Annotated in this window: 16 protein-coding genes; 10 read left to right on the top strand and 6 right to left on the bottom strand. The window is 71.3% G+C overall.

Annotated elements, in window-relative coordinates:
- Positions 1–80 precede the first annotated feature (80 nt).
- From AC0IY0_RS09165 to AC0IY0_RS09155, 3 genes are all read left to right on the top strand, one after another.
- Complete coding sequence (locus AC0IY0_RS09165; protein ID WP_471763650.1) at positions 81–1,829, top strand: outer membrane protein assembly factor BamB family protein; 1,749 nt, start codon at positions 81–83, stop codon at positions 1,827–1,829.
- Between the two features lie 56 nt (positions 1,830–1,885).
- The gene (locus tag AC0IY0_RS09160) at positions 1,886–2,311 is read left to right on the top strand and encodes an acyl-CoA thioesterase (protein ID WP_471763649.1); all 426 of its coding nucleotides are present in this window, start codon (positions 1,886–1,888) and stop codon (positions 2,309–2,311) included.
- A gap of 217 nt (positions 2,312–2,528) precedes the next feature.
- On the top strand, positions 2,529–2,783 hold the full coding sequence (locus AC0IY0_RS09155) for a hypothetical protein (RefSeq protein WP_147909364.1): 255 nt from the start codon (positions 2,529–2,531) through the stop codon (positions 2,781–2,783).
- 22 nt (positions 2,784–2,805) lie between these two features.
- Here AC0IY0_RS09155 and AC0IY0_RS09150 read toward each other — a convergent pair whose 3' ends face one another.
- Genes AC0IY0_RS09150 through AC0IY0_RS09140 form a run of 3 tightly spaced genes read right to left on the bottom strand, consistent with a single transcriptional unit; the run spans position 2,806 to position 4,186 of the window.
- A complete protein-coding gene (locus AC0IY0_RS09150) occupies positions 2,806–3,051 on the bottom strand; it encodes a hypothetical protein (RefSeq protein WP_147909365.1) in 246 nt (81 codons plus the stop codon).
- On the bottom strand, positions 3,048–3,503 hold the full coding sequence (locus tag AC0IY0_RS09145; RefSeq protein ID WP_471763648.1) for a Crp/Fnr family transcriptional regulator: 456 nt from the start codon (positions 3,501–3,503) through the stop codon (positions 3,048–3,050). The genes AC0IY0_RS09150 and AC0IY0_RS09145 overlap by 4 nt, the downstream gene beginning before the upstream one ends.
- Positions 3,504–3,508: 5 nt before the next feature.
- Positions 3,509–4,186: a cyclic nucleotide-binding domain-containing protein gene (locus AC0IY0_RS09140; protein ID WP_471763647.1), complete on the bottom strand. Its 678-nt coding sequence runs from the start codon at positions 4,184–4,186 to the stop codon at positions 3,509–3,511.
- 275 nt (positions 4,187–4,461) lie between these two features.
- On the opposite strand from AC0IY0_RS09140, the gene AC0IY0_RS09135 reads away from it, so the two are divergent.
- Both AC0IY0_RS09135 and AC0IY0_RS09130 read left to right on the top strand, forming a co-directional pair.
- Complete coding sequence (locus AC0IY0_RS09135; protein WP_147909367.1) at positions 4,462–5,175, top strand: Crp/Fnr family transcriptional regulator; 714 nt, start codon at positions 4,462–4,464, stop codon at positions 5,173–5,175.
- Positions 5,175–5,432: a DUF6894 family protein gene (locus AC0IY0_RS09130; protein ID WP_147909368.1), complete on the top strand. Its 258-nt coding sequence runs from the start codon at positions 5,175–5,177 to the stop codon at positions 5,430–5,432. Before AC0IY0_RS09135 ends, AC0IY0_RS09130 begins: the two co-directional genes overlap by 1 nt.
- Positions 5,433–5,575: 143 nt before the next feature.
- Here the strand turns inward: AC0IY0_RS09130 and AC0IY0_RS09125 are convergent, their stop codons facing one another.
- A complete protein-coding gene (locus AC0IY0_RS09125) occupies positions 5,576–6,901 on the bottom strand; it encodes an O-antigen ligase family protein (protein ID WP_419829592.1) in 1,326 nt (441 codons plus the stop codon).
- Between the two features lie 226 nt (positions 6,902–7,127).
- Between AC0IY0_RS09125 and AC0IY0_RS09120 the strand changes: the two genes are divergently transcribed.
- The 5 genes from AC0IY0_RS09120 to AC0IY0_RS09100 all read left to right on the top strand — a co-directional run bounded on the left by AC0IY0_RS09120 (position 7,128) and on the right by AC0IY0_RS09100 (position 11,355).
- Complete coding sequence (locus tag AC0IY0_RS09120; protein WP_147855093.1) at positions 7,128–7,370, top strand: AbrB/MazE/SpoVT family DNA-binding domain-containing protein; 243 nt, start codon at positions 7,128–7,130, stop codon at positions 7,368–7,370.
- On the top strand, positions 7,367–7,756 hold the full coding sequence (locus tag AC0IY0_RS09115; RefSeq protein ID WP_147855094.1) for a PIN domain-containing protein: 390 nt from the start codon (positions 7,367–7,369) through the stop codon (positions 7,754–7,756). The genes AC0IY0_RS09120 and AC0IY0_RS09115 overlap by 4 nt, the downstream gene beginning before the upstream one ends.
- A 152-nt stretch (positions 7,757–7,908) precedes the next feature.
- Entirely contained in the window at positions 7,909–8,928 is a 1,020-nt protein-coding gene (locus tag AC0IY0_RS09110; protein ID WP_471763646.1) for a zinc-dependent alcohol dehydrogenase family protein, read from the top strand.
- Positions 8,929–8,982: 54 nt separating this feature from the next.
- Positions 8,983–9,603, top strand: coding sequence for a GNAT family N-acetyltransferase (locus tag AC0IY0_RS09105; protein WP_471763645.1), 621 nt, complete (start codon positions 8,983–8,985; stop codon positions 9,601–9,603).
- A 168-nt stretch (positions 9,604–9,771) separates the two neighbouring features.
- Positions 9,772–11,355 (top strand): ABC-F family ATP-binding cassette domain-containing protein, encoded by a 1,584-nt coding sequence (locus tag AC0IY0_RS09100; protein WP_471763644.1) that lies wholly within the window; start codon positions 9,772–9,774, stop codon positions 11,353–11,355.
- Positions 11,356–11,366: 11 nt separating this feature from the next.
- Here AC0IY0_RS09100 and AC0IY0_RS09095 read toward each other — a convergent pair whose 3' ends face one another.
- Positions 11,367–12,269: an alpha/beta hydrolase gene (locus AC0IY0_RS09095; RefSeq protein WP_147909373.1), complete on the bottom strand. Its 903-nt coding sequence runs from the start codon at positions 12,267–12,269 to the stop codon at positions 11,367–11,369.
- Positions 12,270–12,355: 86 nt separating this feature from the next.
- Positions 12,356–13,297 carry a transglycosylase SLT domain-containing protein gene (locus AC0IY0_RS09090; RefSeq protein ID WP_471763643.1) on the bottom strand — a complete coding sequence of 314 codons (942 nt, stop codon included), beginning with the start codon at positions 13,295–13,297 and terminating at the stop codon, positions 12,356–12,358.
- Positions 13,298–13,539: the final 242 nt, after the last annotated feature.

Here is a 13,539-nt window from a genome sequence, read left to right as displayed (position 1 = left end):
GAATGGGCGCGTTGTATTCACGAGCCGGGCACGTGAAGGAATAGAGAACCGATAAAACTCGAGGAAACGCCGAGCCGCCCATGACCGCACTTCGCCCCGCGCTGATCGCCGTCGCGATCCTCCTACCCGCCGCCGCCCGCGCCGCCGAGACCCCCTGGCCGGCCTTCGGGCACGACCACAGCAACCGCAACTTCTCCGACCTCACCCAGATCGACCGTGCCAGCGTCGCGCGGCTGCGGCCGTCCTGGATCTTCCAGACCGGGGTGACGGGCTATTTCCAGGCGCAGCCGGTGATGGTGGACGGCGCGCTCTACACGTCCACGACCCAGAACAACGTCGCGGCGCTCGATGCCCGCACCGGCCGGCCGCTCTGGACCTACACGCACAAGCTGCGCACGGAAAAGATCTTCGGGCCCCCCTCCAACCGCGGGGTCGCGGTCTCGGACGGCCTCGTGTTCGAGGCGACCATGGACGGGCGGCTGATCGCGCTCGACGCCAAGACCGGCCGGGTGGTGTGGGACACGGAGGCGGTGCGCCCGGAGGAGGGCGAGAGCGAGACCGCCTCGGATCTCGCGGGCAAGCTCGGCGGCAAGCCGGTGCAGGGTTCGAGCCGGCTCGGGTTCAAGATGCCGCCGCTGGTGGTTGAAGGGCTGGTGATCGTCGGGGTCACGGGGGCGGGCTACGGCCTGCATATCGCGGACGAGGCCGGCGGGCTCGACGGCGGCGCCGTGGTCGGGATCGAGGGCGGCTACGGACGGCGCGGCTGGCTCGCGGCCTACGATGCCAAGACCGGCGCGGAGCGCTGGCGCTGGTACGTCACCCCGCCCGAGGGCTGGGAGGGCGGCTTCGTCGCCCAGACGGTGGACGGCGTGCCGCTCCAGCGCGACATCGCCGCCGAGAAGGAAGCGGCGCCGGCCAACCGCGACGCCTGGCGGGTCGGCGGCGGCTCGCTCTGGATGACCCCGGCCTACGACCCGGATCTCGGCCTGATCTTCCTCGGCACCGGCAACCCGGCGCCGCAGAATTTCGGCCTGTCGCGCCCGGGGGACAACCTCTACACGATGTGCCTCGTGGCGCTCGACGTCCGCACCGGACAGCTGCGCTGGTATTCGCAGCAGGTGCCGCACGACGAATGGGGCTACGACGTCGCCGCGCCACCGTTCCTGCTCGACGGGCCGAACGGCACCAAGGCCGTAGCCTCGGCCAGCAAGACCGGGTGGATCTACGTCCACGACCGCGCGACGGGGACGCTGCTCGAACGCTCGGCCCCGCTGATCGAGCAGAAGAACCTGTTCGCGCCGCCGACCCCGCAGGGCACCGTGGTGGCGCCGGGGCCGCTCGGCGCCGTGTCGTGGCCGCCCACCGCCTATGACGGCCGCCGCGCCTACGTGCAGGTCCGCCATGGGGCCACGACCTACACGATCAAGACCGTGCCGGCCTCCGGCGACCGGGCGGAGATCCGCTACACCGAGACCAGCGAGGCGAAGGGCGAGCCGTCCTTCAGCACGCTGACCGCCGTGGACCTCGCCGACGGCGGCAAGATCGCCTGGACCCTGCGGTCCGACAGCCGGCTCTCCGGGGGGACGCTCGCCACCGCGGGCGGCCTCGTATTCTCCGGCGCCGAGGATGGCCACCTCGAAGCCCACGATGCGCGCGACGGCACGCTGCTCTGGCGGTTCCAGTGCGGGGCGGGCATCAGCGGCCCGGCCATGACCTACGCGCTCGACGGCAAGCAGTACCTCGCGGTGGCGGCCGGCGGCGCGTCCTTCACCAAGGCGGCCGGGTTCGGCACCGGCGACGCACTGCTGGTCTTCGCGCTGCCCGATTGACGCCGGCCGAGCTTGACTGGAAGGCTTCCGGTCAAGCTCGGCGACTCGGCGGGACGATGGCGGACGGAAGCAGCCAGGACGGTGCGCAGGCGGGCGCGGCTTCGCAGCCGAGCCAGCGCGGCGCGCCGGTGATCCGCACCATCGCGAGGCCGGCCGACACCAACCCGGCGGGCGACATCTTCGGCGGCTGGCTGATGGCCCAGATGGATCTGGCGGCCGGCAACGTGGCGGCCCGGCGCTCGCGCGGGCGGTGCGCCACCATCGCGGTCGACGCGATCACCTTCCACCATCCGGTCTTCGTCGGCGACGAGGTCAGCCTCTACGCCTGGCTGATCACGGTCGGGCGCTCGTCCCTGCGCATCCAGGTCGAGGTCTGGCGCCGGGAGCGGGCGAGCGAGACCACCATGAAGGTCACGGAGGCGACCTTCACCTTCGTGGCGATCGGCGACGACCGCCGCCCGCGCCCGGTGCCGGCGGAGTAAGCCCGTGCTGGCAACCCCGCCACCGGAGCCGGCGGGCGCGCCGGATGGACAGCACTGTCGCACCGGACGCGTGACGCAACCCAGGTGATTTCAGCGACGGCGCTCCTGGGCCAGATCGGGCGCGCCGGATCCGCTCCGGTCGGCCCCGTCGATCATGGGTTTTCGCCCCCTCGGTCCATGGTCAACGGGGCCGCTCTTTCGGTACGGAGCACGCTGGATGACGGAAGGGTCTTCGAAGGATCCGGACTTCTGGGACGGCCTGGCCGTGCATGTGACCACGAAGGTCGAACCCGTCCTGCGGCAGGGGCCGCGCGCGCGGAAGCCGGTGATCGCCTACCTGCGGGACCTGGAGGCGGTGGCCCGGCAGGAATGCGACAGCCGGAGCGTGATCCAGATCCTCGCCTCCGCGCGGCGCGTCCTCGGGGATCGGGAACAGGTCGAACCGTCGAACGGCCCCTTCTCGCGGACCTGATCCTGCGTCGCGGCGGGCGGCGTCAGCGCACCCGTTCCAGCTGCCGCTCGATCCAGTCCTGCGCTTCGTCGAGATCGGAGAACGTCGGCCGGTTCGGGGTGTCGACCCGGCCGAAGCCGGCCTCCAGGAACCACATCCCGGCCATGTCCTGGTGAAAGCCCGAGAGCTTCACCAGCACCGCCGCGAGGAACCCATCAGCGAAGACCAGCTGACCCTCAGTGTCGTAGCTGCCCGTCGCGACTTGGATGGGTTGCAGGCGTAGGTTCATGCCGCAGCTTGGTCTCCAAGATGCAGGTAATTGGGCCGGAACTCCGCCAGCGCCCGCAGGCGGGGCAGGTCGAGGATCTTGAGCCGTCTCGTCCTCAGTTCAATCAGCCCCTGTCGCCGGAGTTCCCCGAGGGTGCGGTTCACGTGCACGGGCGTGAGCCCGGCGGTGTCGGCGAGGTCCATCTGGGTGACCGGAAGTTCGTAGCTGTCGCCCGGCGCCAGACCCACCGCGCGCAGGCGCAGCAGCAGCTCGCAGAGCAGGTGCGCCAGCCGCTCCAGGGCCGAACGGCGGCCGACGTTGACCAGCCACTCGCGCAGGGTGGCCTCGTCCACGAGCTGGGCCTTGCGCAGCCCCCGGGCGATCTGCGGATGGTTCGCCAGGAGGTCGGCCACCGTCTCGGGCGCCAGGCGCACGACCTCGCAGGCCGACAGGGCCGTGATGGTATGGTCCATCGCGCTCAGAAGGGCGACGTGAGGTCGCACAGGTCGCCCGGCACCAGGTACGCCATGATCTGCCGGGCGCCGCTCACCCGCAGCTTGTGCCGGACCGCCACGCCGTTCATCACCAGGAACACGCCGTCCGGGCGGTCGCCCTCGCGCACCAGGTCGGTGCCGGGGGTGACCCGGCGCGGCTCGGCGCTGATCCGCGCCAGCGTGACCCGGTCCGCGTCCGACAGGGTGGTGAGGCCGCTCAGCTTGCGGATCAGCGGATTGCCCGCGGTGCCGGCGGGCCGGAGGCGCGGCACCGGGGCGGCTCTTGCACGCACCGACGCCGCCATCAACTCACGGAGCGCGGCCACGACGTCGAAGGATAAGGCCGGCTTGAGGAGCCAGGGCACGCCCGCGAGGTCGGGCGTCAGATGCTGGTCCTGACCCGCCTCCAGGTGGACGAGGATCGGCACGTCGAGCCGGCGCAGGGTGTGCGCGAGCTCGATGAAGCTGCCGTCCTTCAGCGCGCCGTCGACGAACGCCAGGTCGGGCTTCCGCTGCACCAGCAGGCGCAGCGCCTCGGCCGTGGTCCTGGCCGGCCCGAGCACGCGGTAGCCGGACCTCTCGAGGGCGTCGCTCAGGTCCATGCCGATCACGGCGTCGCTCTCGGCGAGCAGGATGGCACGCTGTTGGCCCATCTGTAGCATGCAAAGCTCCCGCCGGTCGAGCCGTCCGATCATTCGGCTCACGCATGAATGGATAACGCAAGCTGTAAACCTAGGCTCCCGTGTTATGGAAGGTGCATCCGTATATCGGTATGGTACCCCACCATACGGAATACTGCGTTTTCCGCTAACATAGGTTTGAATTCGAGGCTTGATACCGCCAATTCGACTGGATTATTAGAATGTCGCCTGCCGGCTGATCCGGGCGCAGGCGCTTGAGAGACGGCGTGTGCTCTTGCCCCGACGGGAGCGAAAGCGTGCCCCAGCCTGAGCAATCCAGTATCCGCAATCATCTGCTGAAGGCGCTCGCGCCCGGCGACTTCGCTCTGCTGCAGCCGCACCTGCAGCCCGTGACGACGGTCCTGCACCAGCCGCTCATCGAGGCCGACGTACCGATCCGGCAGCTGTACTTTCCCGAGGTGGGCTTCGGCTCGATCGTCACCCACGGCGCGGACAGGAAGGTCGAGGTCGGCATCGTCGGACGCGAGGGTCTGGGCGGCGCCTCGCCCATCCTGCTGGGCACCGATCGCACGCCCCACGAACACTTCGTCCAGAACGCCGGCATGATGCTGGTCATCGATACCGAGGCGCTGTACGCGGCCGTCGCGGAGAGCCCGCGGCTGCACACGCTGCTCCTGCGCTCGATCCAGGTTCAGATCCTCCAGACGGCGCAGACCGCCTTCGCCAACGCGAGCTACACGGTCGACATCCGCCTCGCCCGCTGGCTGCTGATGTGCCACGACCGGCTCGACGGCGACGAGCTCCTCCTCACGCACGAGTTCCTGTCGATGATGCTGGGCGTGCAGCGGTCCAGCACGACCCTGGCCATCCAGACGCTGGAGGGGCATCGCCTGATCCGGGCCCGGCGCGGCCGCATCACGATCCTGGACCGGGCGGCCCTGGTGGCGGTGGCCGACGACAGCTACGGCCTGCCCGAGCGAGAGTTCGCCCGGCTGATCAAGGGGGCGTGATGCCGCGCTACTTCTTCAACGTCCGGCATCGTCCCGGCCCGGCGGGGCTGGCCGTGGATCCGGAAGGCGAGGACTACACGGACCTGGGTGCGGCGCGCGAGAACGCCCTGTCTCAGGCGCGCGGGATGATCGCGCGGGAGCGCCACACGTTCATCCGCGACTGGATGGAATGCGCCTTCGAGATCGGGGACGAGGCGGGCGAATTGGTGCTCACGGTGCCGTTCCACGACACCGTCCCCGACGAGGACCCGGGCTGAGGGCGCTTGTGTCGGACGCTCGCCTCGGGCTGGGACGTCGATGGTGCGGAAGCGGATCGCGCATCGCAGCTTCTTCCCGCCTGCCGTACGACCACGGATGCGGCGGCGGCTTCGACTCGTCACTCTGATGCGAACGACCCTGTTCACCCCGCCGCCAAGGCGTAGCGCGTCCGCAGCCGCAGGCCGAACACCGCCATCATGAACATGCAGCAGGTGGCGTTGTTGCCGTTGTACAGCACGGTCTCGAACGAGGCCGAGACGAGGCCCAGGAACCACAGGCGCAGGAACAGCAGCGTCTCGGCATCGAGGCCGCGCCCCCCGGCGACGCGCTGCAGGTCGCGGACCGGCGCCAGCACGAACGCCACCACGGTGAGCGCCAGGAATGGGAATCCGCCGATCAGCGCCGTGTCGAGGTAGGCGTTGTGCGAGTGGTTGGCGGTGTTGACCCAGGTGAGTTCCTCGGAGCCGCCATACATGGTCCGCTCGGTCATCCAGAATGCGCCGATGCCCCAGCCCCGCCAGGGGCGGACCATGATGTTGTCCAGGGCGAACTGCCAGATCTCGCTGCGCCCCGTGAAGGTCGCGTCGGTCAGGAGCGTGCCGACCGCGTCCTGAATCGCCGGGATCAGGATCGAGCCGATCGAGACCAGCGAGAACCCGGCGATCGGCCCGAGCAGCAGCAGCGCCCGCAGGCCCCGCCCGGTCAGGATCCGGCACAGGCCGGTGACCGCCAGGATCACCGGCAGGAGCAGGATCGCGGTCTTGGAGCCGCTGGCCACCAGGAAGCCGAGGGCCAGGAGCACGATGGTCCAGCCGAGCACGCGGCTCGCGGCGGCGGCGACGTAGAACCCCACGATCACCAGGATCACCATGGCGGCCCCGGCCTCGTTCTTCTGCGGGAAGATGCCCCGCCACAGGCCCGGATGGCTCGGATCGGAATTCACGTCGAAGGCCGAGTGGATCGCCAGATCCGGCACCAGGGCCACCGCCAGGTACGACGCGACCAGGATCACCAGGGCGGACCAGGCCATGGTCAGGGCCAGCTGCCGCGGCGAGCGCGCGACCAACAGGACGCCCGCCGACAGCATCGTGGCGATGCCGAGCAGGGCGAGCCGCCGCAGCGACAGGCTCGGCTCCACCGACAGGAGCGCGGTGAGCCCGAGCCAGGCGCCGCACAGCATCAGCGGCCAGGTCGCGAGCGGCCGCAGGTGGCGGAACCCGATCCGGTGGATCGCCGCCGCCATGCCGAGTCCCGCCGCCAGGAACAGCACCTGGGTCAGCAGGCTGCCATCCTCGGCGGCCGCCAGCGACGACCGGTCGGACAGGTCCTTGAGCCAGTCGTGGTTCCACAGCAGGACGAACACCGCCCCGTTCAGGAGCACGCGCACGACATCCGGCAGGTCGCGCCCGGCCACGCCGTTCTGAGCCGTCCCGGCCGGGATCCCGATCGCCGCGTCCGCCGTAGCCATGCCGTTCCACCGCAGCAGCCGCGTGATGCGGCGCTTGTCATTGTAGCGGGTGTGGACGCCGGGGCGATGGGGCGACCGACAGTTGCAGCGGAAGATCTGGCGATAACCTTAGCGGGGGCGATCGCAGGAGGGGGCCTGCGAAGGCGACGGCTTAAGATGACAGATCTGGCATCGGAGATACCTCCTGGCGTATAGATCCACGTACGGCATAACGTGGAGGTACCCCATGAGGGCCAAGGTCATGCCTGATGGACGGATGAGCCTGCCCGCCGACCTCCGCAAGAGGCATGGGCTCGGCAATGGCGGCGAGGTCATCGTCGAAGATGTCGGGGACGCCATCGTGCTCCGGACGCTGGATCAGGTGGTGGCGCGCGCGCAGGATATGAGCCGCCGGTTGATTGGCGGCCACGTCGGCGCCTCGGTCGAGGATTTCCTGGCCGACCGCGCCCGCGAGGCCGAGCGCGAGTGACACGCTTCGTCCTCGATGCCTCGGCTCTCCTCGCGCTCCTGCTCGGAGAGCGTGGGGCCGACACGGTCAAGGCCGGGCTCGACGGTTCTGTCATGACGACCGTCAACCTCGCCGAGGTGATCAGCGACTACGCCAAGCTCGGTGCTGGACGCCACGACATCGAGATGCTGCTGCGGCCCCTGCCGATCCGCCTGTTTCCCGTCGATGCGGCATTGTCCTACGACGCGGGCCTCTTACGTTCGATCACGCTCGAAGGCGGCCTGTCGCTCGGGGACCGCTATTGCTTGGCTCTGGCGAAGCGAGAAGGCGTACCCGCCCTCACGGCGGAGCGGCGCTGGCCGGACATCGCCGGGGCCGCCGGTGTCACGATCGCGCTGATCCGCTGAGGCAGGGATCCTCTGAGGCACGACTTTCTTGATGTGACGCTCCGTCGAGCAGACTGCTCTTGCCGCCGCTCCTGCCTCGGGCGTGGCGGCCAGTTCGATCCGGCCCAGATCGTGGGAACACCCGCCGGCCCCGCGCAGACAACAGGTGCACCATGACCCGATCGGCATCCCGGGCGGTCATCGTCCAGCCCGGCGGCGGCTTCGACGCGGTGGGGTTCGGCGAGCGCCCCGTGCCTGAGCCGGGACCCGGCGCGATCACCGTGCGGCTGCGGGCGAGTTCGCTCAACTATCACGACTACGCCGTGGTCAGCGGCCTGTGGGGGCCGAGCGAGGCGCGGGTGCCGATGTCGGACGGCGCCGGGGAGATCGAGGCCGTGGGCCCGGGCGTGGACGGGTGCGCGGTGGGCGACCGGGTGGTCAGCACGTTCTTCCCGACCTGGCTCGACGGCACGCCGCTCGTCGAGGGCTTCGCGACCGTGCCGGGCGACGGGGTCGACGGCTACGCCCGCGAGTGGGTCACGGCGCCCGCGACCGCCTTCACCCACGCCCCCCGGGGCTGGGACCATGCCGAGGCCGCGACCCTGACCACGGCCGCGCTCACCGCGTGGCGGGCGCTCCACGCCGATGCCGGGCTCAAGGGCGGCGACGTGGTGCTGGTGCAGGGCACCGGCGGCGTGTCGCTGTTCGCCCTGCAATTCGCCAAGGCGGCGGGCGCGACCGTGATCGCCACCTCGTCCAGCGACGCGAAGCTCGAGCGCCTGCGCGCCCTCGGCGCCGACCACCTGATCAACTACCGCGCCGATCCGGCCTGGGGCGAGACCGCAAGGCGCCTGACCGACGGGCGCGGCGTCGACCACGTGCTCGATGTCGGCGGCCCCGGGACGCTGGAGCAATCGATGGCGGCCGTCCGGGTGGCCGGCCACATCTCGGTGATCGGGATCCTGACGGGCGTGGCCGGGCCGCTGCCGCTGGTCCCGGCGCTGATCCGGCAGATCCGGCTCCAGGGCGTGCTGGTCGGCAGCCGCAGCCAGCAGATCGCGATGATCCGCGGCATCGAGGCGTGCGGCCTGCGGCCGGTCGTGGACAGCGTCTACCCGCTGGACGAGATCGTGGCGGCGTTCCGGCACCAGGAGAGCAACCGCCATTTCGGCAAGATCTGCATCCAGATCTGAGGGGCGGGAATCGGGTAGGGTGGCGGCCTTCGCGGTCGCCACAGCTCCGAGCCGATGCCAACCAACCCTTCTTCGCCGGCGCTGCCGCCGGGCTTTTCCGCGGTCCCGCCGGGCTACATCGCGGCCATCGTCACCAGCCTGGAAATGTTCGAGCCGCCGGCCCCGCGGCCAGAGCGGCCTTGCCCGGCCGGGACGGCGCTCCACCGCCTCGTCCGGCCGGATTGCGAGACCTACCGCAGGCTGTATCGGGCCGTCGGGGCGGAGTGGCTGTGGTTCTCGCGCCTGACCCTGCCGGAGGCGGCGCTGCAGGCGATCCTCGACGATCCACGCGTCGAGATCCAGGCGCTGCGCCGGGACGGCACGGATGTCGGCCTGCTGGAGCTCGACTTCCGCGAGCCGGACACCTGCGAGCTCGCCTTCCTCGGCCTCATCCCGAGCGCGGTCGGGCAGGGGCTCGGCCGCAACCTGATCGACGCGGCGATCGAAAGCGCCTGGTCGCACCCGATCCGGCGGTTCTGGGTCCATACCTGCACGTTCGACCATCCCGGGGCGCTCGGTCTCTACCGCCGCTCGGGCTTCACGCCCTGCGCCGTGACGGTCGAAGTCGCACCCGATCCGCGCCTCACCGGCGTCCTGCCCCGGACCTGCGCCCCGCACGTGCCGGTGCTGGCGTGACCGCCGCGCCCCGTCGTACCCTTGCGCGCGCGGCGATCGTCGGCCCCGGGTTGCACCACGAGCCCCGGCAGCTCTAGCTTTCCACCGCAGCCCAGAAGGAGTGCGCCGCCGTGAACGACAGGATGAACACCGCTCTTCGCCCCGTCTCGTTCACGCTCCCGGCTCGCCATGTCCGCATTCCTCACCCTGGACGGTGTTTCCCTCCGCACACCTGAGGGGCAGACCCTCTTCGACGATCTGAGACTGTCGCTCGGGGCGGAGCGGGTCGGCCTTGTCGGCCGCAACGGCTCCGGCAAGTCATCGCTCCTGCGCGTCGTCGCGGGTGAGGCCGAGCCCGCCGCCGGTTGCCTGCAACGCTCGGGCACGGTCGGCCTGCTTCGGCAGGACTGGCCCGAAGAATGGACGCTGGCGGACGCGCTCGGGATGGCCGCCCAGTTGGCGACGCTGGAGCGGGTTCTGACCGGAACCGGCAGCCCCGACGACCTCGATACCGCAGACTGGACCCTGGAATCGCGCATCGCGGGAGCGCTCGCAGAGGCAGGCCTGCCCGGATGGCCGCTCGAGCGCCGCGTGGGCACGCTGTCGGGCGGCGAGCGCACGCGCGTCGGCATCGCGCGCCTTCTGGTCGAGACGCCCGATCTCATCCTGCTCGACGAGCCGACCAACAATCTCGACGGGTCCGGGCGGGACGCGATCCAGGCGCTGGTGCGCGGCTGGCGCGGCGGCGTGCTGGTGGCGAGCCACGACCGCGCTCTGCTGGAGCATGTCGACCGCATCGTCGAATTGACGCCCCTCGGTGTTCGGATCGTCGGTGGCGGCTGGTCCGCCTTCGCGGCCTGGCGGGAGACAGAGCGGGCCCGCGCCGCCGCTGAATTGGAGCGGGCCGACATCCAGTTGCGCGACGTGCGCGAGGCCGCACAGCAGGAACGCGAAGCCAAGGCCCGGCGCGACAGGACCGGTCGCGCCGCGGCGGTCAAAGGCTCGGAGCCGAAGATCCTGCTCGGCGCCCGGGCAGAGCGCGCCGAAAAGACCGGCGCCCGCGTCCAGGCCGTAGGCGCGCGGCTGATCGGGGATGCCGCCGCCCGGGCCGGGGCGGCGCGGGCACGCGTCGAGGTGCTGACGCCACTGACCATCGCCTTGCCGCCGAGCGGGCTGCCCTCGGGGGCCGACCTACTCGCCCTGGAGGATGTCGTCGCCGATCCCGGCGGCCGCCCGCTCGGTCCCTGGACGCTCGCGATCACCGGGCCGGAGCGGGTGGCGGTTGAGGGCCCGAACGGCGCGGGCAAGACGACCCTGCTGACGGTGGCGGCGGGTTCAACGATGCCGGTCAAGGGCCGGGTGCGGCGGGCGGAGGGCCGGGTCGCCACGCTCGACCAGCATGTCGGGTTGCTCGACCCCGCCGCCAGCATCCTGGCCAATGTCCGCCGCCTGAACGAGGGTCTGAGTGAACGGGAGGCCTATGCGGTCTGCGCCCGCTTCGCCTTCCGCAACCGCGAGGCCGGGCGGCGGGTGGACACGCTCTCGGGCGGCGAGCGCCTGCGCGCCGGGCTCGCCGCCCTCCTCGGTCGGAAGGAGGCGCCCTGGCTGCTGATCCTCGACGAGCCGACCAACCACCTCGACATCGAGTCCGTCGCGCTGCTGGAGGGGGCGTTGCGGGGCTATGACGGCGCGCTGCTCGTGGTCAGCCACGATCCGGCGTTCCTGCACGCCATCGGGATCGCGCGGACGGTCGAGATTCCGGGCCGGCGCTGAGCGGTGCGGCCCTACCGCCGCATCGTGTACTGCGACCGCCCGGCGGCCTGGCGCATCAGGAACGAGGCCATCTCGGCGAGTTCCGGGGCCTTGGAGCGGAATGTCACCGACAGCGCCAGCAGCGTGTCCTTGTGGTCGAGCCCGGCATAGATGCGCTCCTGCACGGGTACGTGGGCGGCGCGCAGCTTGGCGGCGAGGCTCGCCGTATGCCGGGGCTTCACCACCGTGTCGGAATCGCCCGAGGCCAGGAAGGTCGGCGGCGAGAGCGGGCCCGCGAAGGTCATCGGCTGGGTCAGGGGCAGATCGGGCGCCTGACCGAAGACCTTGACGGTGGTGTCCTGGTCGAGCGGCAGGAAGTCGTAGGGGCCGGACAGGCCCGCCACCGCCTTGATCACCTTGGGATCGACCCCGGCGGCGGTGAGGTAGCGCGGATCGAGCCCGAGCATCACGGCGTTGTAGGCCCCGGCCGAGTGGCCGGCGAGCACGATGCGGCGGGGGTCGCCGCCATAGGCCGCGATGTTGTCCCGCACCCAGGCGATCGCCGCCGCGCCGTCTTGGAGGAAGCCGGGGAACGGCGCCTCCGGGTAGAGCCGGTAATCCGGCATCACCGTCACGAAGCCCTGGGCGGCCAGCGCGTGGCCCACGAAGGCGTAGTCGTCCTTGGAGCCGCTCTGCCAGGAGCCGCCGTAGAAGAACACCAGCACGGGCGCCCGCTCGGCCGCCACGGTGGGGACGTAGACGTCGAGCCGCCGCCGCGGCCCCGCACCGAAGGCCTGATCGCGCGCCGCGAGGCGGCCGCCGGCGTCGCGCGGGCCGATTGCGTCGAACAGGGTCAGCGGCGAGGCGGCGCTGAAGCCGTACGCCGCAAGACCGAGCCCGAGAAGGCTGGCAAACGCGATGAGGAGGCGTGTCATATCCCGTCCGGTTGCCCTGATTGGCCCATTCAGGGCTCCGCTCGGGGCGGATTGATGACGCGGGCGGGGCAGCGGGCCATAAATCGTCAGGTCCGGAGCACGATGCAGGCGCCCCCGACCTTGCGGATGCGGCCGCACAGGTCGTCGGCGGCCTGCCGGCTCTGGGCGGGGAGGCGGATCCGGTAGAAGGCCCGGGTGCCGCGGTTGCGCAGGCGGGTGCCGATGATCATCGGCCGGGCCTCGCCGATCACGCCGGCATAGGCGCTGCGCGCACGGTTGAAGCTCTGCAGGGCCAGCGCCTTGGAGAAGTTGCCGGCGAGCTGGATGCCCCAGGGCGCCGCCGGACCCTCGTTCGGCCCCAGCGCGAAGCGGTCGCCGCGCGACGGGATGCGCAGGCTGGCCGTGACCTGCAGGCAGGTCACCGGCGTCTCCGGCTTGGTCTCGGACTTGGCCCCGGGCTTGGTTTCTTTGGCCTCTCTGGCCTTCGCCTCCGGCGCGCCGCCCTCGGGATACGTGATCGTCCCGGCGGTGCCGCCGCGCCAATCCTCGGCGGGCGTCCCCGTGATGGCGGCGACGTAGGCCCGGGTCTCGGCGGGCAGGCCGCCCTCGCCGGACAGCCACTTGCTGACCCGGCCGGCACCGCCGTTATAGGCCGCCGCCGCGAGCCCGAGATTGCCGAACTGCGTCTTCAGGTCCGCGAGCAGGTGGGCGGCGTGCGGGATCGCCTGCTCGGGATCGAACGGGTCGAGCAGGCCGCGCTCCCGGGCCGTGCCGGGCATGAACTGCGCGACGCCCTGCGCGCCGGCCGAGCTCACCACGCCGACGCGAAAACTGCTCTCGCGCCAGATCAGCCGGGTCAGGAACGGCACCGGCAGCCCGCGCGCCTTCGCGGAATCGTCGATGAGGCGGCACAAAGCCTGCTCGACGGTCTCGGTCGCCCCCTCGGACGGGGCCGCCGCGGCCGGGCCGGCGCAGAGCAGCGGGAGGAGGGCGAGGAGGGCGAGGAGGCGCAGGCGGGGGACGATCACGCAACCGCTTGTAGCGGGGCGCACGGGCGGATCAATCCGTACGGTTGGGGAGCGATGACGCGCTGGGCATCGCCGGCCTGCGCCGCGAGCGCGGCGAACCGCGAGGGCGCCTTCCGGGGATCGCGCGGCCGGCGGGCGGGCTCCTTCGTGGCCGTGGCGACGCCGCCGCATCTCGGGATGAGGACCCGGACCGGAAAGACTATCTCAGGCGATCCCGGCGCGATCCGAAGCAAGACCACCGG

Source organism: Methylobacterium sp. AC315, from assembly GCF_979253755.1.
The sequence above is the reverse complement of the archived record's forward strand: the minus strand, read 5'-3'. Positions and strand labels throughout refer to the sequence as shown.